The following is a 12,930-nucleotide window of genomic DNA, read 5'->3' as shown; positions in this document are numbered from 1 at the left end:
CGCCCGGCTCATTGACGGTTTGGGCTTTCTGAGATCGGCTCAGCGGCCGGCGCCCTCGGCGTCGACCGAACCGCCCTGGCGGATCACGGTCGTTTCGCCCGGGACATGCTCCACCGTGGTCTTCTTGTGAACTTCGCGCATGGTGGTGTCGGGCGCCGGATGGTCGCGCGCCTGCGGGGTCGCGCCGGCGACCGGCGCGGAATAGACGCCGCTCGTGGTCGACCTGGTCACGATCTCGTCGGCCTGCGCCGCGCTCGCGAGCGCCAGCGCGGCGATGGTCGCGCAAAGGGTCAGGATCGAGGTCTTCATCGGGCTCTCCCTGTTCGGGTCGTCCGACGGCCGAAGCCGTCTCGTTCGCCTCTCGCGGTCTCAATGGCCAGAACTGGGATATCGTTCCGATGCGGCCCCTCGCGCAAAGGAGCTTTGCGCCCGAGGCCCTTGCGCGGGCGGCTTTGCGCGCCGACCTCCCGTGACGCCAGACCGACAGGAGGCGAGAAGCCCCATGCCCGTTCTTTCCGTCCTCGACCTCGCCTTCATTCCCGAGGGCGGCGACGCCGCCGTCGCGCTCCACCGGTCGCGAGATCTCGCACAGCGCGCAGAGGCGCTCGGCTACAGGCGGTTCTGGCTCGCCGAACACCACAACATGGTGGGCATCGCGAGCGCCGCGACTGCGGTCGCCATCGCGCATGTGGCGGCGGGCACGACCTCGATCCGGGTCGGCGCCGGCGGCGTGATGCTGCCCAACCACTCGCCGCTCGTGATCGCCGAGCAGTTCGGCACGCTCGAGACCCTGTTTCCGGGCCGCATCGACCTCGGCCTCGGCCGAGCGCCGGGCACCGACCAGATGACGCTGCGCGCGCTGAGGCGCGATCCGAACGCCGCCGACACGTTTCCGCAGGACGTTCTGGAGCTTCAGGCGCTGCTCGCCCCGGCGGGCGAAACCCAGAAGGTGCAGGCCGTGCCGGGCTCCGGGACGGAGGTGCCGCTCTGGATCCTTGGCTCCAGCCTCTTCGGCGCGCAGCTCGCCGCGGCGCTTGGCCTGCCTTACGCCTTCGCCTCGCATTTCGCGCCGGACGCCCTCGATCCCGCGCTCGAGATCTATCGCGCGCGGTTCCAGCCTTCACAGCAGCTCGGCGCGTCCTACGCCGCCGTCGGCGTCAACGTGATCGCGCGGCAGAGACCGATGAGGAGGCGCGGCGGCTGTTCACTTCGGCGCAGCAGAGCTTCACCCGCATGTTCCGGGGGACCCGCGGCAAGCTTCCGCCGCCGATCGACGACATCGACGCCTTCTGGAGCCCGCGCGAGAAGATGCAGGCCTCCTCCATGCTCGCCTGCTCGGTGGTCGGATCTCCGGAGACCGTCCGACGCGGGCTCGAAGAGCTCGCCGAGCGCACGGGCGCGGACGAGTTCATCGTCGCGGCCGCGATCTGGGACCACGAGGCGCGCAAGCGCTCCTACGAGATCGTCGCGGAGGTCTCGGGCATGAGAACCGCGCCGAAGCTTGCGGCCTGCGGCTGAGTCTGGCCTCAGACCGCCCGCTTGGCGAAGCTTGCGAGCAGCGCCGCGCGCGCGTCCGGCGGTTTCATGCCGCGCGGCTCCCAGACATGGGCGTTGAGAAAAAAGCCGGTGAGCGCGAAACCCGCCGCGACGTCATCGGGCGTCGGCGAGGCGTTGGGTCCGCGCGCGAGCAGAAAAGGCGGCAGCGCGAACAGGCGTTGCGCGTAAGGCGCGCCGGCTTCCCGGCCGACCGCTCGGCCGGATTTCGGCGAAACATAGGCGAGGTCGTCGGTTTCGCCAGTCGCCGCGCAAGCCGTGAGATCAAGTCCGAAGCCGAGTTCCTCCAGCACGGCGAGCTCGAGGCGCACCAGCAACGCAGGCGCCGCTTCCGGATCGTCGAGATGGTCGGCGACGATCTCGGCGGTCTCGTAAAGCGCTGCGTGAGGATCGCGCTCGGCGAGCAGCCGCAGCAGGCCGGCGAGATGGCCGACGCCGTGCAGCGCCTCGGCGCGCTCCATCAGCCGCCCGGCCCGCGAGGCGAGCGGCTCGACCACGAAGGCGCCAAGATGGTCGTCGAGCCGCGCGCGCCATGTCGCCCGCACCGTGTTGCCGGGCTGAAGCGTCGGCCGCAGTCTTTTCGAACGCCCGCCCCGAACGAGGCCGAGATGGCGACCATGCTCGCGCGTGAACAGCTCGAGCGTCACGGAGGTTTCCCCGTGGCGCCGCACCCCGAGGATCAGTCCGTCATCGGTCCATTGCATGAGCAGAAGATGGCGCCGCGCGGGCGCGACGTCACGCGGAGAGCGCGCAGAGCCCCTGCCCCTCATTCCGGCTCTTCGCTGCGCTTCGGCCGGAACGACGGTGAGGCCATCCCGACCGAACAGCTCGGTCAGGCCTGACGCATCCGTAAGTCTGGTGGTGAACGAAGACTTATGCTCGTCATTCGACCAACAATTCTCTCTTAAGCACAGCAAAAACAACGGGGTGGCGATTTAGGGACATTTAACCCGGCCGGGGTCATTCACGCCCTCGAACGACCCGCCGGCGCAAGGACCGCGGGTTTCTTGTCGGGGAAATTTCGATGGTTCGCTCTCTCGCTCTCGGCGCGGCTCTCTCCGCCGCCCTTCTCTCCACCTCGGCCTTCGCCGCCGACCTTCCGATGGAAGCCGCGCCGGCCGTCATCGCCGTGCCGTCCTTCAGCTGGACCGGCGCCTATCTCGGCGTCCAGGCCGGCTACGGCAAGGATCGTCTGGGCGGCGGCGCGTTCCGGCCGAAGGGCGCGCTGATCGGCGGCTACGCCGGCTATAACTATCAGTTCGACGCTTCCCCGCTCGTTGTCGGCGTCGAGACCGACTTCAACTGGTCGGACCAGGACGACAAGGTCAGCTTCGCTCCGTTCGGCAGCGTGAAGGCTGACGTGAAGTGGGCCGGCGCCACCCGCGGCCGCGTCGGCGTCGCGTTCGATCGCGTCATGGTCTACGGCGCGGCGGGCGTCGCCTATGCGCGCGTCAAGGGCACCGGCACGGGCGGCGCGGCGACCCAGTCCCGCAGCTTCACCGGCTGGACGGCCGGCGGCGGCGCCGAATACGCCTTCACCGACAACGTCGTGGGCCGCGCCGAGTACCGCTACGCGGATTACGGCCGCCGCAGCGGCGTGAAGCTCACCGAGAACCGGGTCATGGGCGGCCTCGCCTACAAGTTCTGATCCGCACGATCGGACCAAAGAAAAACCCCGCGGTTTCGGCCGCGGGGCTTTTTGTTGGCTCACGGGCCGCCCAAGGCGACGCTCGGAGAGATCAGTCGAGCGCCTTGAGCGCCGCCCTGCCGGCGTAGATCGCCTGGGCGCCGAGCTCCTGCTCGATGCGCAGCAGCTGATTGTACTTCGCGATCCGGTCCGAACGGGCGAGCGAGCCGGTCTTGATCTGCCCGCAATTGGTCGCGACCGCGAGGTCCGCGATGGTCGCGTCCTCGGTCTCGCCGGAGCGGTGGCTCATCACGGCCGTGTAGCCGGCGCGCTGGGCCATGTCGACGGCGGCGAGCGTCTCGGTCAGCGAACCGATCTGGTTGACCTTGACCAGGATCGAGTTGGCGACGCCCTTCTTGATGCCCTTCGACAGACGCTCGACATTCGTGACGAACAGGTCGTCGCCGACCAGCTGGCACTTGTCGCCGACGAGCTCGGTGACGGCCTTCCAACCCTCCCAGTCGTCCTCGGCCATGCCGTCTTCGATCGAGACGATCGGGTAGTTCTTCACGAGCTTGGCGAGGTACTTGGCCTGCTTCTCGGGGTCGCGGGTCTCGCCCTCGCCCTCGTAGACATACTTGCCGTCCTTGAAGAACTCGGTCGCGGCGCAATCGAGCGCGATGTAGACGTCCTTGCCCGGCTTGAAGCCGGCCTTCTCGACCGACTTCATGACGAAGTCGAGCGCGACCTCGGCCGAGGAAAGGTTCGGAGCGAAGCCGCCCTCGTCGCCGATTGGTGTTGTGGCCGGCGTCCTTCAGCTGCTTCTTCAGCGTGTGGAAGATCTCCGCGCCGGTGCGCAGCGCCTCCGAGAAGCTCTCGGCGCCCACCGGCATGATCATGAATTCCTGGAAGTCGATCGGGTTGTCGGCGTGCGCGCCGCCGTTGACGATGTTCATCATCGGCACCGGAAGGACGCGGGCCGAGACGCCGCCGACATAGCGATAGAGCGGCGTCATGGAGCTCGCCGCCGCGGCCTTGGCGGTCGCGAGCGAGACGCCTAGGATCGCGTTCGCGCCGAGCCGCGCCTTGTTGGGCGTGCCGTCGAGCGCGATCAGGGTCTCGTCGATCTTCACCTGCTCCTCGGCGTCGAAGCCGCCGATCGCGTCGAAGATCTCGCCGTTGACGGCGTCGACCGCCTTGGTGACGCCCTTGCCCAGATAACGCTTCTTGTCGCCGTCGCGGAGCTCGACCGCCTCATGCGCCGGTCGAGGCGCCGGAGGGCACCGCGGCGCGACCCTGGCTGCCGTCCTCGAGCGTGACGTCCACCTCGACGGTCGGATTGCCGCGGCTGTCCAGGATCTCGCGGGCGACGATGTCGACGATTGCGGTCATGTGGCGGGCTCCGAAGGCTGAGATGGAGGAGGTCGGCGCACCTCTAGCGGATGGCGCGCCACCGCGAAAGATCGCGCTTGGCCCAGGCTGCGCTAAATCCGCCCGAGATTTCAGGAGATCCCATGAGCGACCTTCAGCTCGGCCGGCAGACGCCGCTTCCCGCATCCCCCGAAGAGGCGGAGCTCGACCGCGTTCCCAATCCCCATACGGACGTCGACTACGTCGTCCGCTTCGCCGCGCCGGAGTTCACCTCGCTCTGCCCCGTGACCGGCCAGCCGGATTTCGCCCATCTCGTCATCGACTACGCGCCGGGCGCGTGGCTGGTGGAGTCCAAATCGCTGAAGCTCTATCTCGGCTCGTTCCGCAACCACGGCGCCTTCCACGAGGACTGCACGGTCGCGATCGGCAAGCGGCTCGTCGCGGCGCTCGCCCCGAAGTGGCTGAGGATTGGCGGCTACTGGTATCCGCGCGGCGGCATTCCGATCGACGTATTCTTCGAGACCGGCGAACGCCCCGCAAGCCTCTGGGCGCCGGACCAGGGCGTGCCGCCGTATCGCGGACGGGGGTGACCGCATGTGTCGCGCCAGAAACGGAATGGGCGCAAATACGGCGGCGCGCCGTCGCCGAACCGTCACGCTGGCCGTGCCGGCGGACTCCCGCGCCGAGAGCCGCTAGGACGCGGTCTCGTGAGACGCCGCCGCCGCGAATACGCCCCAAGCGCCCCCCACCTTCCATGCCGTGAACGACGCATGCGAAGTTGGAAGGCGCTGATGATCCCCGATACGAATTCCGAGCGGCGCCCCGACGACGTGCTGGTCATCACGAACGGCGACGCGGCAGTCGCCCGGCTGGAGGCAGCCGGCGTCGCCGGCCGGATCCTCGCCTGGCGCGACGTCCTGCATGACGGCCCGGTGCCGGCGATGAGCGGCCTCGAACGTCTGTCGGCGATCCGCGCGACTTTCATTTCCTCCGACCTCGGGCTCGGAGCCGAGGAGGTCGCGACCGAATTCCGGTCGCGCGACGCCGCCATTCGCCGGCATTCGGGCTTCCAAAGAGTCGAGATCTGGCTCGAGCACGACCTCTACGACCAGTTGCAACTGCTGCAGATCCTCGACTTCTTCCGCGGTGAAGATCGTCTCGAGGGGCTCCATCTCGTCCAGGCCGACGACTATCTCGGCCATCAGGGACCGGACTCGATGCGGCGCCTCGCCGAGGCGGCCGCGCCGGTGACGCACGAGCAACAGAGCCTCGCGAGCGAGGCTTGGGAGGCGTTCACTGCGCCGACCCCCCATCGGCTCGCCGATCTCGCCCAGTCCGATACCAGCGCCCTGCCCTATCTTGGCCGCGCGCTGAACCGCCTGCTGGCGGAGCTGCCCGACCCGCTGATGGGGCTCACCCTCACCGAGGAGCGGGCGTTGTCGCATCTTGCGCGCGAGGAGACGACCACCGGCGAACTCTTCCGCCGCGTGAGCGAAGAGGACGACGCGCAGTTTCTGGGCGACGCCAGCTTCTTTCGCCGGCTCGACGGGCTGGCGTTCGGCGACAGGCCGCTGATCGAAGGGCTGCCCGGGCCCTCGCAGGACCATTGCGGCTCAAGGCCCACGCCGACCGGGGCTACGCGAGTTCGCCCGGGCGCGCCTGCGGCTCACCCGCACGGGGCGCGCGGTGCTGTCGGGGCGGCTCGACCACCGGGTCGTCAACGGCGCCGACCACTGGGTCGGCGGCACGCATGTGTCGGCCGCAGCCTATATCCGCTACGACCGCGCCAACGCGCAGCTCGTGGCGCAGACTTAGGCCTTTCAGGCGCGGGCGCGTGTCCAGCCGAAGCCCTGGCCGGTCGCCTCCGCAGGTTCGAGCGCCTTCCGCAGAGCCGCCAGCGAGGCCGCCTGCTCATCGCTCGGCGGACCGTCGACGTTGGCGATGCGGTCCACCATGGCGAAGAGATCGTCGCGCTCCTCCGGCGTCAGCCGGTCGCTCGGCAAGGGCGCGACGTCCTGGATCGCGGCGGTGACGCTCGGCGTCTTGGTGCAGGCGAAGCGCGCATAGGACTGGCGCTCGGCGAGGTCGCCCTCAAGCGACAGCACGCCGCGCATCTCGGCCCCGATGGCGGAGAGCTGGGCCGCTGAATAATCGCCCTTCTGGCGCGCGACGAGGTACATCAGGACGGTCGCGGCGTCGCGCGGATCAGCGATCAACGTGATCGGCGCGCGAGCCTCGGCGTCGAGGGCCGCCGCCCGTCGCTTGGCGTTGCGCCGCCCGGTGAGCATGCCGCCGACGGCCTTGTGGCCGTCCATGAAGATGAACCAGTAGACTCCCCAGAAGAAGAGCCCGCTGAGGATCGTCGCGATGATCGGCATGCCGTCTTCCCCCGTCGAAGCCGGAACGGTCTTGCCGCCGCGGCTTCGATCAGTATCGGGGCGGACTGTCGCAATCAATCAATTGATCAACAGGACGAACCTGAGGCGGATCAGGCCGCTTTGGCGATCTTGTCGAACGCCATCAGGCGCTCGAGCAGCGCCGGCATGTCCTTGAGCGCGACCATGTTCGGACCGTCCGAGGGGGCGTGGTCGGGATCCGGGTGGCTCTCGATGAAGAGCCCCGCCACGCCGACCGCCACCGCGGCGCGCGCGAGAACGGCGACGTATTCGCGCTGGCCGCCCGAAGACGTGCCCTGCCCGCCCGGCTGCTGCACCGAATGGGTGGCGTCGAAGATCACCGGCGCGCCGGTCTTGGCCATCTCGGGCAGCGCGCGCATGTCGGAGACGAGCGTGTTGTAGCCGAACGAGGCCCCGCGCTCGGTGAGCAGCACCTTCGGGTTCCCGGCGCCGGTGAGCTTGGCCACCACGTTCTTCATGTCCCAGGGCGCGAGAAACTGACCCTTCTTGACGTTGACGACGCGGCCCGTCGCGGCGGCGGCGAGCAACAGGTCGGTCTGGCGGCAGAGGAACGCCGGGATCTGCAGCACGTCGACGGCCTCGGCCACGGCTGCGCACTGATGGGCGTCGTGGACGTCGGTCAGCGTCGGCAGGCCGAGGCTCTCGCGGATCTCGGCGAAGACCGGCAGCGCCGCCTCGAGCCCCATGCCGCGCTGCGCGTTCGCGCTGGTGCGGTTGGCCTTGTCGAACGAGGTCTTGAACACCAGCCCGATCCCGAGCTTGCCCGCGATCTCCTTGAGCGCGGAGGCGACCTCGAGCGCGTGCTCGCGGCTTTCCATCTGGCAGGGGCCTGCGATGAGCGCGACCGGAAGGTCGTTGCCGAAGCGGACCTTGCCGGCGCCTTCGCCGATTTCGACGACGCCCTGCGGGCGGTTCTGGACAGGTGCGTTCATCGGGCGGTGCTCCGGTTCGTTCGGCCGTGCGACCTATCAGGCCGCGCGCGCCTCTTCCAGCACAAGCGTGAGGCCGAAATGATCCGTCCCCGGCGCAATCTGCGCGCGAGGCGCGGCGATGCGGATGGCGGCGAGCCGCATTCCGTCCCCCTGCGGAGCCTCGACGCCGGTGAGTTGGCGGAACGCGAACGGGGTGAGCACGTCGAGCGTCCCGCGCGGCGTCGCGATCGACAGCCCGAGCGAGGTGGCGCGAAAATCGTGGACGCCTGTGAACGCCTTGAGGAAGACGTGGTGATCCGAGGGATTTTCGGCCGTCAGGATCGCCCCGAGGATTGTGGTCGCGCCGTTTGGATGGCGCTGCGCCTCTTCGCTCCAGAAGTCCGGGAATTTGTGATCGCAAGCGAAGAAGAGCGCGTCCGGCGAGGCGGCGTCCTGCGCGAAAGCGAGCTCGAACGCGACATGGACGTCTGAGCCCTCGGCGCGCGTCCCGCGCCGCTCGAAAAAGAACGGCTGGAAGTCTCCGATCCCAAAGCGCGCGAATGCTGCGGCGTCGCCGCGCGCATCGGGGCATTCGAGCGCGATGCCGGAGCCGCCCTCGCCTGCCCGCGCAAGCAGGTCGCGATGGAAGGCGGCGAAGGACGGCTGGCCCGGCGCGGCGTCCGGAACCGGCGCGTGGTCGCCTATGGCCAGGATCTCGATGAACGCGCCGGGGAACTGGACGATGCGGTTCTTGGTGCCGAACGGATGGCGGTTCTCGGACGAGACCCTGAAGCCGAGCCGCTCATAAGCCGCAGCCGCAGCGTCGAGGTCGCGCACGAGGTGGATGAGGTGATCAAGGCCGCGCGCCGTCATCGCCTGACGGGCCTCAGGCGCGCGCTCAGCCGGTCGAATTCGTCGCGGGCTTCGTCGAGGCCCAGCGCGCCTTCCGGCCAGGGCGCGCTTGGAGCCAGCAGCGTCTTCTCGACGACGCCCACATAAGCCTCGACGTCGAACTCTCCTAGGAGGCCGTCGAGCACGATGTAGGTCACCTGACTGAAACTCGCGTCGTCGAGCCGGCCGTCGGTCTTCAGGTAGAACGCCATGTCCACATTGTCCGCCGCCGCCGCAGGCTTCAGCCTCATGTCGGCGGGCGGATAGTCGACGCCGAACATCTTGAGCATGTAGTCGACCGGCATGCGCTGCCGGAAGGGGACCACTTTCCAGCCGGGGATCTCGGGCGCGCCCTCCACATAATCGATGACCGCCCCGAACCGCTCCCTCTGGCCGTCGGCCGAGATGACGAACTGCGCCGAACCGTCCTTGAAGCCGACTTCGCAGATGACGTTTTCGAACGCGGCGTCGAACTGCTCGTTCAGCTCCGCGTAGAGCTTCATCCGCTCGTCCTCCGAGGCTTCCGGCTCCACGATTCGCGCGAGACGACCCGCGTTCACGGAAAACCACGCCCAGAACTTTGCGGGCGTGGACCGCATCACACCAGCCGGCTCTGCGTCAGCGCCGCGCCGACGAAGCTCGCGAACAGCGGATGCGGCTCGAACGGCCGCGACTTGAGCTCGGGGTGGAACTGGACGCCGACGAACCAGGGATGGTCGACATGCTCGACGATCTCCGGCAGCAGCCCGTCGGGCGACATGCCAGAGAGAAGATCAGGCCGCGCTGCTCCAGCCGGTCGCGATACGCGGTGTTGACCTCATAGCGGTGGCGGTGGCGCTCGGAGATGTCGGTCGCGCCGTAGATCTCGGCCGCCTTCGAGCCGAGCTTCAGCGTCGCGTCGTAGGCGCCCAGACGCATGGTGCCGCCGAGATCGCCGGCCGCGAAACGCTTCTCGAGTTCGTTGCCCTTCACCCATTCGGTCATCAGGCCGACGATCGGCTCGGGCGTCGGGCCGAACTCGGTGGAGTTGGCCTCGGTCACGCCGGCGAGATTCCGCGCCGCCTCGATCACCGCCATCTGCATGCCGAAGCAGATGCCGAAATACGGACCTTGCGCTCGCGCGCGAAGGTCGGCCTTGATCTTTCCTTCAGCGCCGCGCTGGCCGAAGCCGCCCGGAACCAGAATGCCGTGGACGTGCTCGAGGAACGGCGTCGGATCTTCGCGCTCGAAGATCTCGCTCTCGATCCAGTCGACGTTGACCTTCACGGTGTTGGCGACGCCGCCGTGCACGAGCGCCTCGTAGAGCGACTTGTAGGCGTCCTTCAGACCGTGTACTTGCCCACGATCGCGATCGTGACCTCGCCCTCCGGGTTCTTGATCCGGTGGGTGATGTTGCGCCAGCCGGACAGATCCGGCGGCGAGCCCGGCTCGATCCCGAAGGCGCGCAGCACTTCGACGTCGAGGCCCTCGCGGTGGTAGGCCTCTGGCACCTCGTAGATGGTGCCGACGTCGCGGGCCTCGATCACGGCCGTCTCGCGGACGTTGCAGAACAGGCCGAGCTTGCGGCGCTCTTCGGGCGGAATCGGCCTGTCGCAGCGGCACAGCAGGATATCGGGCTGGATGCCGATCGAGCGCAGCTCCTTGACGGAGTGCTGGGTCGGCTTGGTCTTCAGCTCTCCGGCGCTCGGGATGTAGGGCAGCAGCGTCAGGTGGATGTAGATGCAGTCTCCGCGCGGCAGGTCGTTGCCGAGCTGGCGGATCGCCTCGAAGAACGGCAGGCCCTCGATGTCGCCGACCGTGCCGCCGATCTCGACCAGCACGAAGTCGAAGTCGTCGTTGCCCTCGCGGACGAAGGCCTTGATGGCGTCGGTGACGTGCGGGATCACCTGCACGGTGCCGCCGAGATAATCCCCGCGGCGCTCCTTGGCGATGATGTCGCGATAGATGCGGCCTGTCGTGATGTTGTCGCGGATCGAGGCCGGCTGGCCGGTGAAGCGCTCGTAATGGCCGAGGTCGAGGTCGGTCTCGGCGCCGTCGTCGGTGACGAACACCTCGCCGTGCTGGGTCGGGCTCATCGTGCCCGGATCGACATTGAGATAGGGATCGAGCTTGCGCAGCCGCACCGAATAGCCGCGCGCCTGAAGCAGGGCTCCGAGCGCCGCGGAGGCGAGGCCCTTGCCAAGCGAGGACACCACTCCGCCGGTGATGAAGACGTAGCGCGCCATTCCGTCTCTCAGGTTGATCGGCCGACGCCGCGGCGAACCACGACTCGTCAGCCTTAGACGCAGCCGTCCCGATTCGGGGAGCCGGCGCCGTCCCTTGTCCACATCGCAGACCCCAAAACGCACGCGCGCCCGCCGTCCGTGACGAAGCCGGGAGGCGGGATCGCGAGAACGTGCGTTCGGGCCGTCGCCCCTAATAGACCGAAGGGCTCCCCTCGCGCAAAGGGCGCCGGCGAAAGGCGGCCGCGCGCGCCTGCGCGTTGCCCGCGTCCTTCCGCGCGGATAGCATCCGAGCGCTCGCACGATCCCCGACGCGAGGAGCGATGATCCCGACTTTGCGTACGCAGACCTTCCTGGGTCGCCAGCTCCGGCGGGCGACAGCGCTCGTCGCGGCCGCGGCGACGGCGCTCGTCGGCGTGACCGCCCCGGCCTCCGCCCAGACGCCGCGCGGCATGCCCGTCATCCGCGACGCCGAGATCGAGGGGCTGCTGCGCGACTACATGGCGCCGATCTTCAAGGCGGCGGGCATCAACGAGGGCGTGGTCGAGATCACGATCATCAACTCGAAGGAGTTCAACGCCTTCGTGGCCGACGGCCGGCGCATCTTCGTCAACATCGGCACGCTGATGGAAGCCAAGACCCGAACGAGGTCATCGGCGTGCTCGCGCACGAGACCGGCCACATCGTCGGCGGCCATCTGGCCAGACTCCGCCAGCGGCTCGACCAGGCCCAGACGATGTCGATCGTCGCGATGCTGCTCGGCATCGGAGCCGCGGCCGGAGCGGTGGCGACCAGTCGCCCGGGCGACAACGCCGGCGGCGCGGTCGCAGGCGCGGTGATGGCGCCGCAGGAGGCGATCCGCCGCTCGCTGCTCTCCTACCAGCGCGGCGAGGAGCAGGCGGCCGACCGATCGGCGATCAGCTACCTGAACAAGTCCGGCCAGTCGGCCAAGGGCATGCTGACGACGTTCCAGCGTTTCGAGAGCCAGATCGCGTTCTCCAAGCGCTTCATCGACCCCTACGCGCAGAGCCATCCGATGCCGGCCGACCGCATCGCGAACCTTCAGGATCTCGCGAAGAAGAGCCCCTATTACGACAAGCTCGACCCGCCGGCGCTTCAGGCGCGCCACGACATGATGCGCGCCAAGCTCTACGGCTTCACGGACACGCCGCAGGGCGTCGGCCGGCGCTACCCGCCGAGCGACATGAGCCTGCCGGCCCGCTACGCGAGGGCGATCGCCTCCTACCGGTCGTCGCCGATCGACAGCGCGGCCGCGCAGATCGACGACCTCATCCGCGCCCAGCCCAACAATCCCTGGTTCCACGAGCTCAAGGGGCAGGCCTATCTCGAGAACGGGCGCCCGGCGCAGGCCGTGCCCGAGCTTCGCAAGGGCTGTCGCTCGCCCCGGGCGCGACGCCGATCCGCACCATGCTCGGACAGGCGATGAACGCCGGCGGCGGCAAGGGCGGCGACGCGGTGGCCGAACTCACCCGCGCCACTGCGCGCGATCCGAAGAACGCCGAGGGTTTTCGGCAGCTCGCCATCGCGCTCGCCAAGAAGAACAAGATTCCCGAGGCCGACCTCGCCTCGGCGCAGGCGGCCTTCGCCGAGGGCGACTACGGCACCGCGCGCCAGATCGCGAACCGCGCCAAGGCCGGCTTCAAGACGGGCACGCCGAACTGGCTGAAGGCCGACGACATCGCGACCTACACGCCGCAGAAGATGAACTGAGGCGAACTGCGTGCTTCGAGACGCTCGTCGGAGACGAGCTCCTCAGCATGAGAAGCGTCGGTGACGTCTCGGCGGGAGATTTGGCGCGCACGACATCGAATAGCCAAACTCCGCCACATTCCTCATGCTGAGGAGCCGGCCAAAGCCGGCGTCTCGAAGCACGCAGCACGTTCTGTCGTCCGCACCGCTCCGATCTGACACGGAAA

The 12,930-nt window shown here is 68.6% G+C and carries 10 protein-coding genes and 4 pseudogenes; 5 read left to right on the top strand and 9 right to left on the bottom strand.

The window, feature by feature from the left end; translation table 11 throughout:
- Positions 1 to 39: 39 nt before the first annotated feature.
- Positions 40 to 309, bottom strand: coding sequence for a hypothetical protein (locus K6K41_RS27710; RefSeq protein ID WP_261403195.1), 270 nt, complete (start codon positions 307 to 309; stop codon positions 40 to 42).
- Between the two features lie 193 nt (positions 310 to 502).
- Here K6K41_RS27710 and K6K41_RS27705 point away from each other — a divergent pair.
- Positions 503 to 1,518 (top strand): annotated as a pseudogene (locus K6K41_RS27705) (LLM class flavin-dependent oxidoreductase).
- An 8-nt stretch (positions 1,519 to 1,526) separates the two neighbouring features.
- On the opposite strand, the gene recO reads toward K6K41_RS27705, so the two are convergent.
- On the bottom strand, positions 1,527 to 2,258 hold the full coding sequence (gene recO / locus K6K41_RS27700) for a DNA repair protein RecO (protein WP_261403194.1): 732 nt from the start codon (positions 2,256 to 2,258) through the stop codon (positions 1,527 to 1,529).
- A 320-nt stretch (positions 2,259 to 2,578) separates the two neighbouring features.
- Here recO and K6K41_RS27695 point away from each other — a divergent pair, with 320 nt between their 5' ends.
- Positions 2,579 to 3,202, top strand: coding sequence for an outer membrane protein (locus K6K41_RS27695; protein WP_261403193.1), 624 nt, complete (start codon positions 2,579 to 2,581; stop codon positions 3,200 to 3,202).
- Between the two features lie 91 nt (positions 3,203 to 3,293).
- Here K6K41_RS27695 and eno read toward each other — a convergent pair.
- Positions 3,294 to 4,573 (bottom strand): annotated as a pseudogene (gene eno / locus K6K41_RS27690) (phosphopyruvate hydratase).
- A 122-nt stretch (positions 4,574 to 4,695) separates the two neighbouring features.
- On the opposite strand from eno, the gene queF reads away from it, so the two are divergent.
- Positions 4,696 to 5,142: a preQ(1) synthase gene (gene queF, locus K6K41_RS27685; RefSeq protein WP_261403192.1), complete on the top strand. Its 447-nt coding sequence runs from the start codon at positions 4,696 to 4,698 to the stop codon at positions 5,140 to 5,142.
- A 102-nt stretch (positions 5,143 to 5,244) separates the two neighbouring features.
- On the opposite strand, the gene K6K41_RS27680 is transcribed toward queF, so the two are convergent.
- Positions 5,245 to 6,159: a hypothetical protein gene (locus tag K6K41_RS27680; protein ID WP_261403191.1), complete on the bottom strand. Its 915-nt coding sequence runs from the start codon at positions 6,157 to 6,159 to the stop codon at positions 5,245 to 5,247.
- A gap of 79 nt (positions 6,160 to 6,238) precedes the next feature.
- Here K6K41_RS27680 and K6K41_RS27675 point away from each other — a divergent pair, with 79 nt between their 5' ends.
- On the top strand, positions 6,239 to 6,367 hold the full coding sequence (locus K6K41_RS27675; protein WP_261403190.1) for a hypothetical protein: 129 nt from the start codon (positions 6,239 to 6,241) through the stop codon (positions 6,365 to 6,367).
- 5 nt (positions 6,368 to 6,372) lie between these two features.
- Here K6K41_RS27675 and K6K41_RS27670 read toward each other — a convergent pair whose 3' ends face one another.
- The 5 genes and pseudogenes from K6K41_RS27670 to pyrG form a co-directional block, all read right to left on the bottom strand.
- Entirely contained in the window at positions 6,373 to 6,930 is a 558-nt protein-coding gene (locus K6K41_RS27670; protein ID WP_261403189.1) for a tellurite resistance TerB family protein, read from the bottom strand.
- A gap of 110 nt (positions 6,931 to 7,040) precedes the next feature.
- Positions 7,041 to 7,901, bottom strand: coding sequence for a 3-deoxy-8-phosphooctulonate synthase (gene kdsA, locus K6K41_RS27665; RefSeq protein WP_261403188.1), 861 nt, complete (start codon positions 7,899 to 7,901; stop codon positions 7,041 to 7,043).
- A 36-nt stretch (positions 7,902 to 7,937) separates the two neighbouring features.
- Complete coding sequence (locus K6K41_RS27660) at positions 7,938 to 8,753, bottom strand: VOC family protein (RefSeq protein ID WP_261403187.1); 816 nt, start codon at positions 8,751 to 8,753, stop codon at positions 7,938 to 7,940.
- Positions 8,750 to 9,274: a hypothetical protein gene (locus K6K41_RS27655; protein ID WP_261403186.1), complete on the bottom strand. Its 525-nt coding sequence runs from the start codon at positions 9,272 to 9,274 to the stop codon at positions 8,750 to 8,752. The genes K6K41_RS27660 and K6K41_RS27655 overlap by 4 nt, the downstream gene beginning before the upstream one ends.
- Positions 9,275 to 9,369: 95 nt before the next feature.
- A pseudogene (gene pyrG / locus K6K41_RS27650) lies at positions 9,370 to 10,996 on the bottom strand (CTP synthase).
- Between the two features lie 320 nt (positions 10,997 to 11,316).
- Here pyrG and K6K41_RS27645 point away from each other — a divergent pair.
- Positions 11,317 to 12,724: pseudogene (locus K6K41_RS27645) on the top strand (M48 family metalloprotease).
- Positions 12,725 to 12,930: the final 206 nt, after the last annotated feature.

The sequence above is a fragment of the Chenggangzhangella methanolivorans genome, assembly GCF_019797865.1.
Classification (GTDB): domain Bacteria; phylum Pseudomonadota; class Alphaproteobacteria; order Rhizobiales; family Methylopilaceae; genus Methylopila; species Methylopila methanolivorans.
This window is presented reverse-complemented; position numbering and strand designations above follow the sequence as displayed.

What these genes read in the sequence shown, in the direction of transcription:
- K6K41_RS27655 (WP_261403186.1), bottom strand. Translation starts at nt 9,274, where the DNA reads ATGAAGCTCTACGCGGAGCTGAACGAGCAGTTCGACGCCGCGTTCGAA.
- K6K41_RS27680 (WP_261403191.1), bottom strand. Translation starts at nt 6,159, where the DNA reads ATGGTCCTGCGAGGGCCCGGGCAGCCCTTCGATCAGCGGCCTGTCGCC.
- recO (WP_261403194.1), bottom strand. Translation starts at nt 2,258, where the DNA reads ATGCAATGGACCGATGACGGACTGATCCTCGGGGTGCGGCGCCACGGG.
- K6K41_RS27670 (WP_261403189.1), bottom strand. Translation starts at nt 6,930, where the DNA reads ATGCCGATCATCGCGACGATCCTCAGCGGGCTCTTCTTCTGGGGAGTC.
- K6K41_RS27660 (WP_261403187.1), bottom strand. Translation starts at nt 8,753, where the DNA reads ATGACGGCGCGCGGCCTTGATCACCTCATCCACCTCGTGCGCGACCTC.
- K6K41_RS27695 (WP_261403193.1), top strand. Translation starts at nt 2,579, where the DNA reads ATGGTTCGCTCTCTCGCTCTCGGCGCGGCTCTCTCCGCCGCCCTTCTC.
- K6K41_RS27710 (WP_261403195.1), bottom strand. Translation starts at nt 309, where the DNA reads ATGAAGACCTCGATCCTGACCCTTTGCGCGACCATCGCCGCGCTGGCG.
- kdsA (WP_261403188.1), bottom strand. Translation starts at nt 7,901, where the DNA reads ATGAACGCACCTGTCCAGAACCGCCCGCAGGGCGTCGTCGAAATCGGC.
- queF (WP_261403192.1), top strand. Translation starts at nt 4,696, where the DNA reads ATGAGCGACCTTCAGCTCGGCCGGCAGACGCCGCTTCCCGCATCCCCC.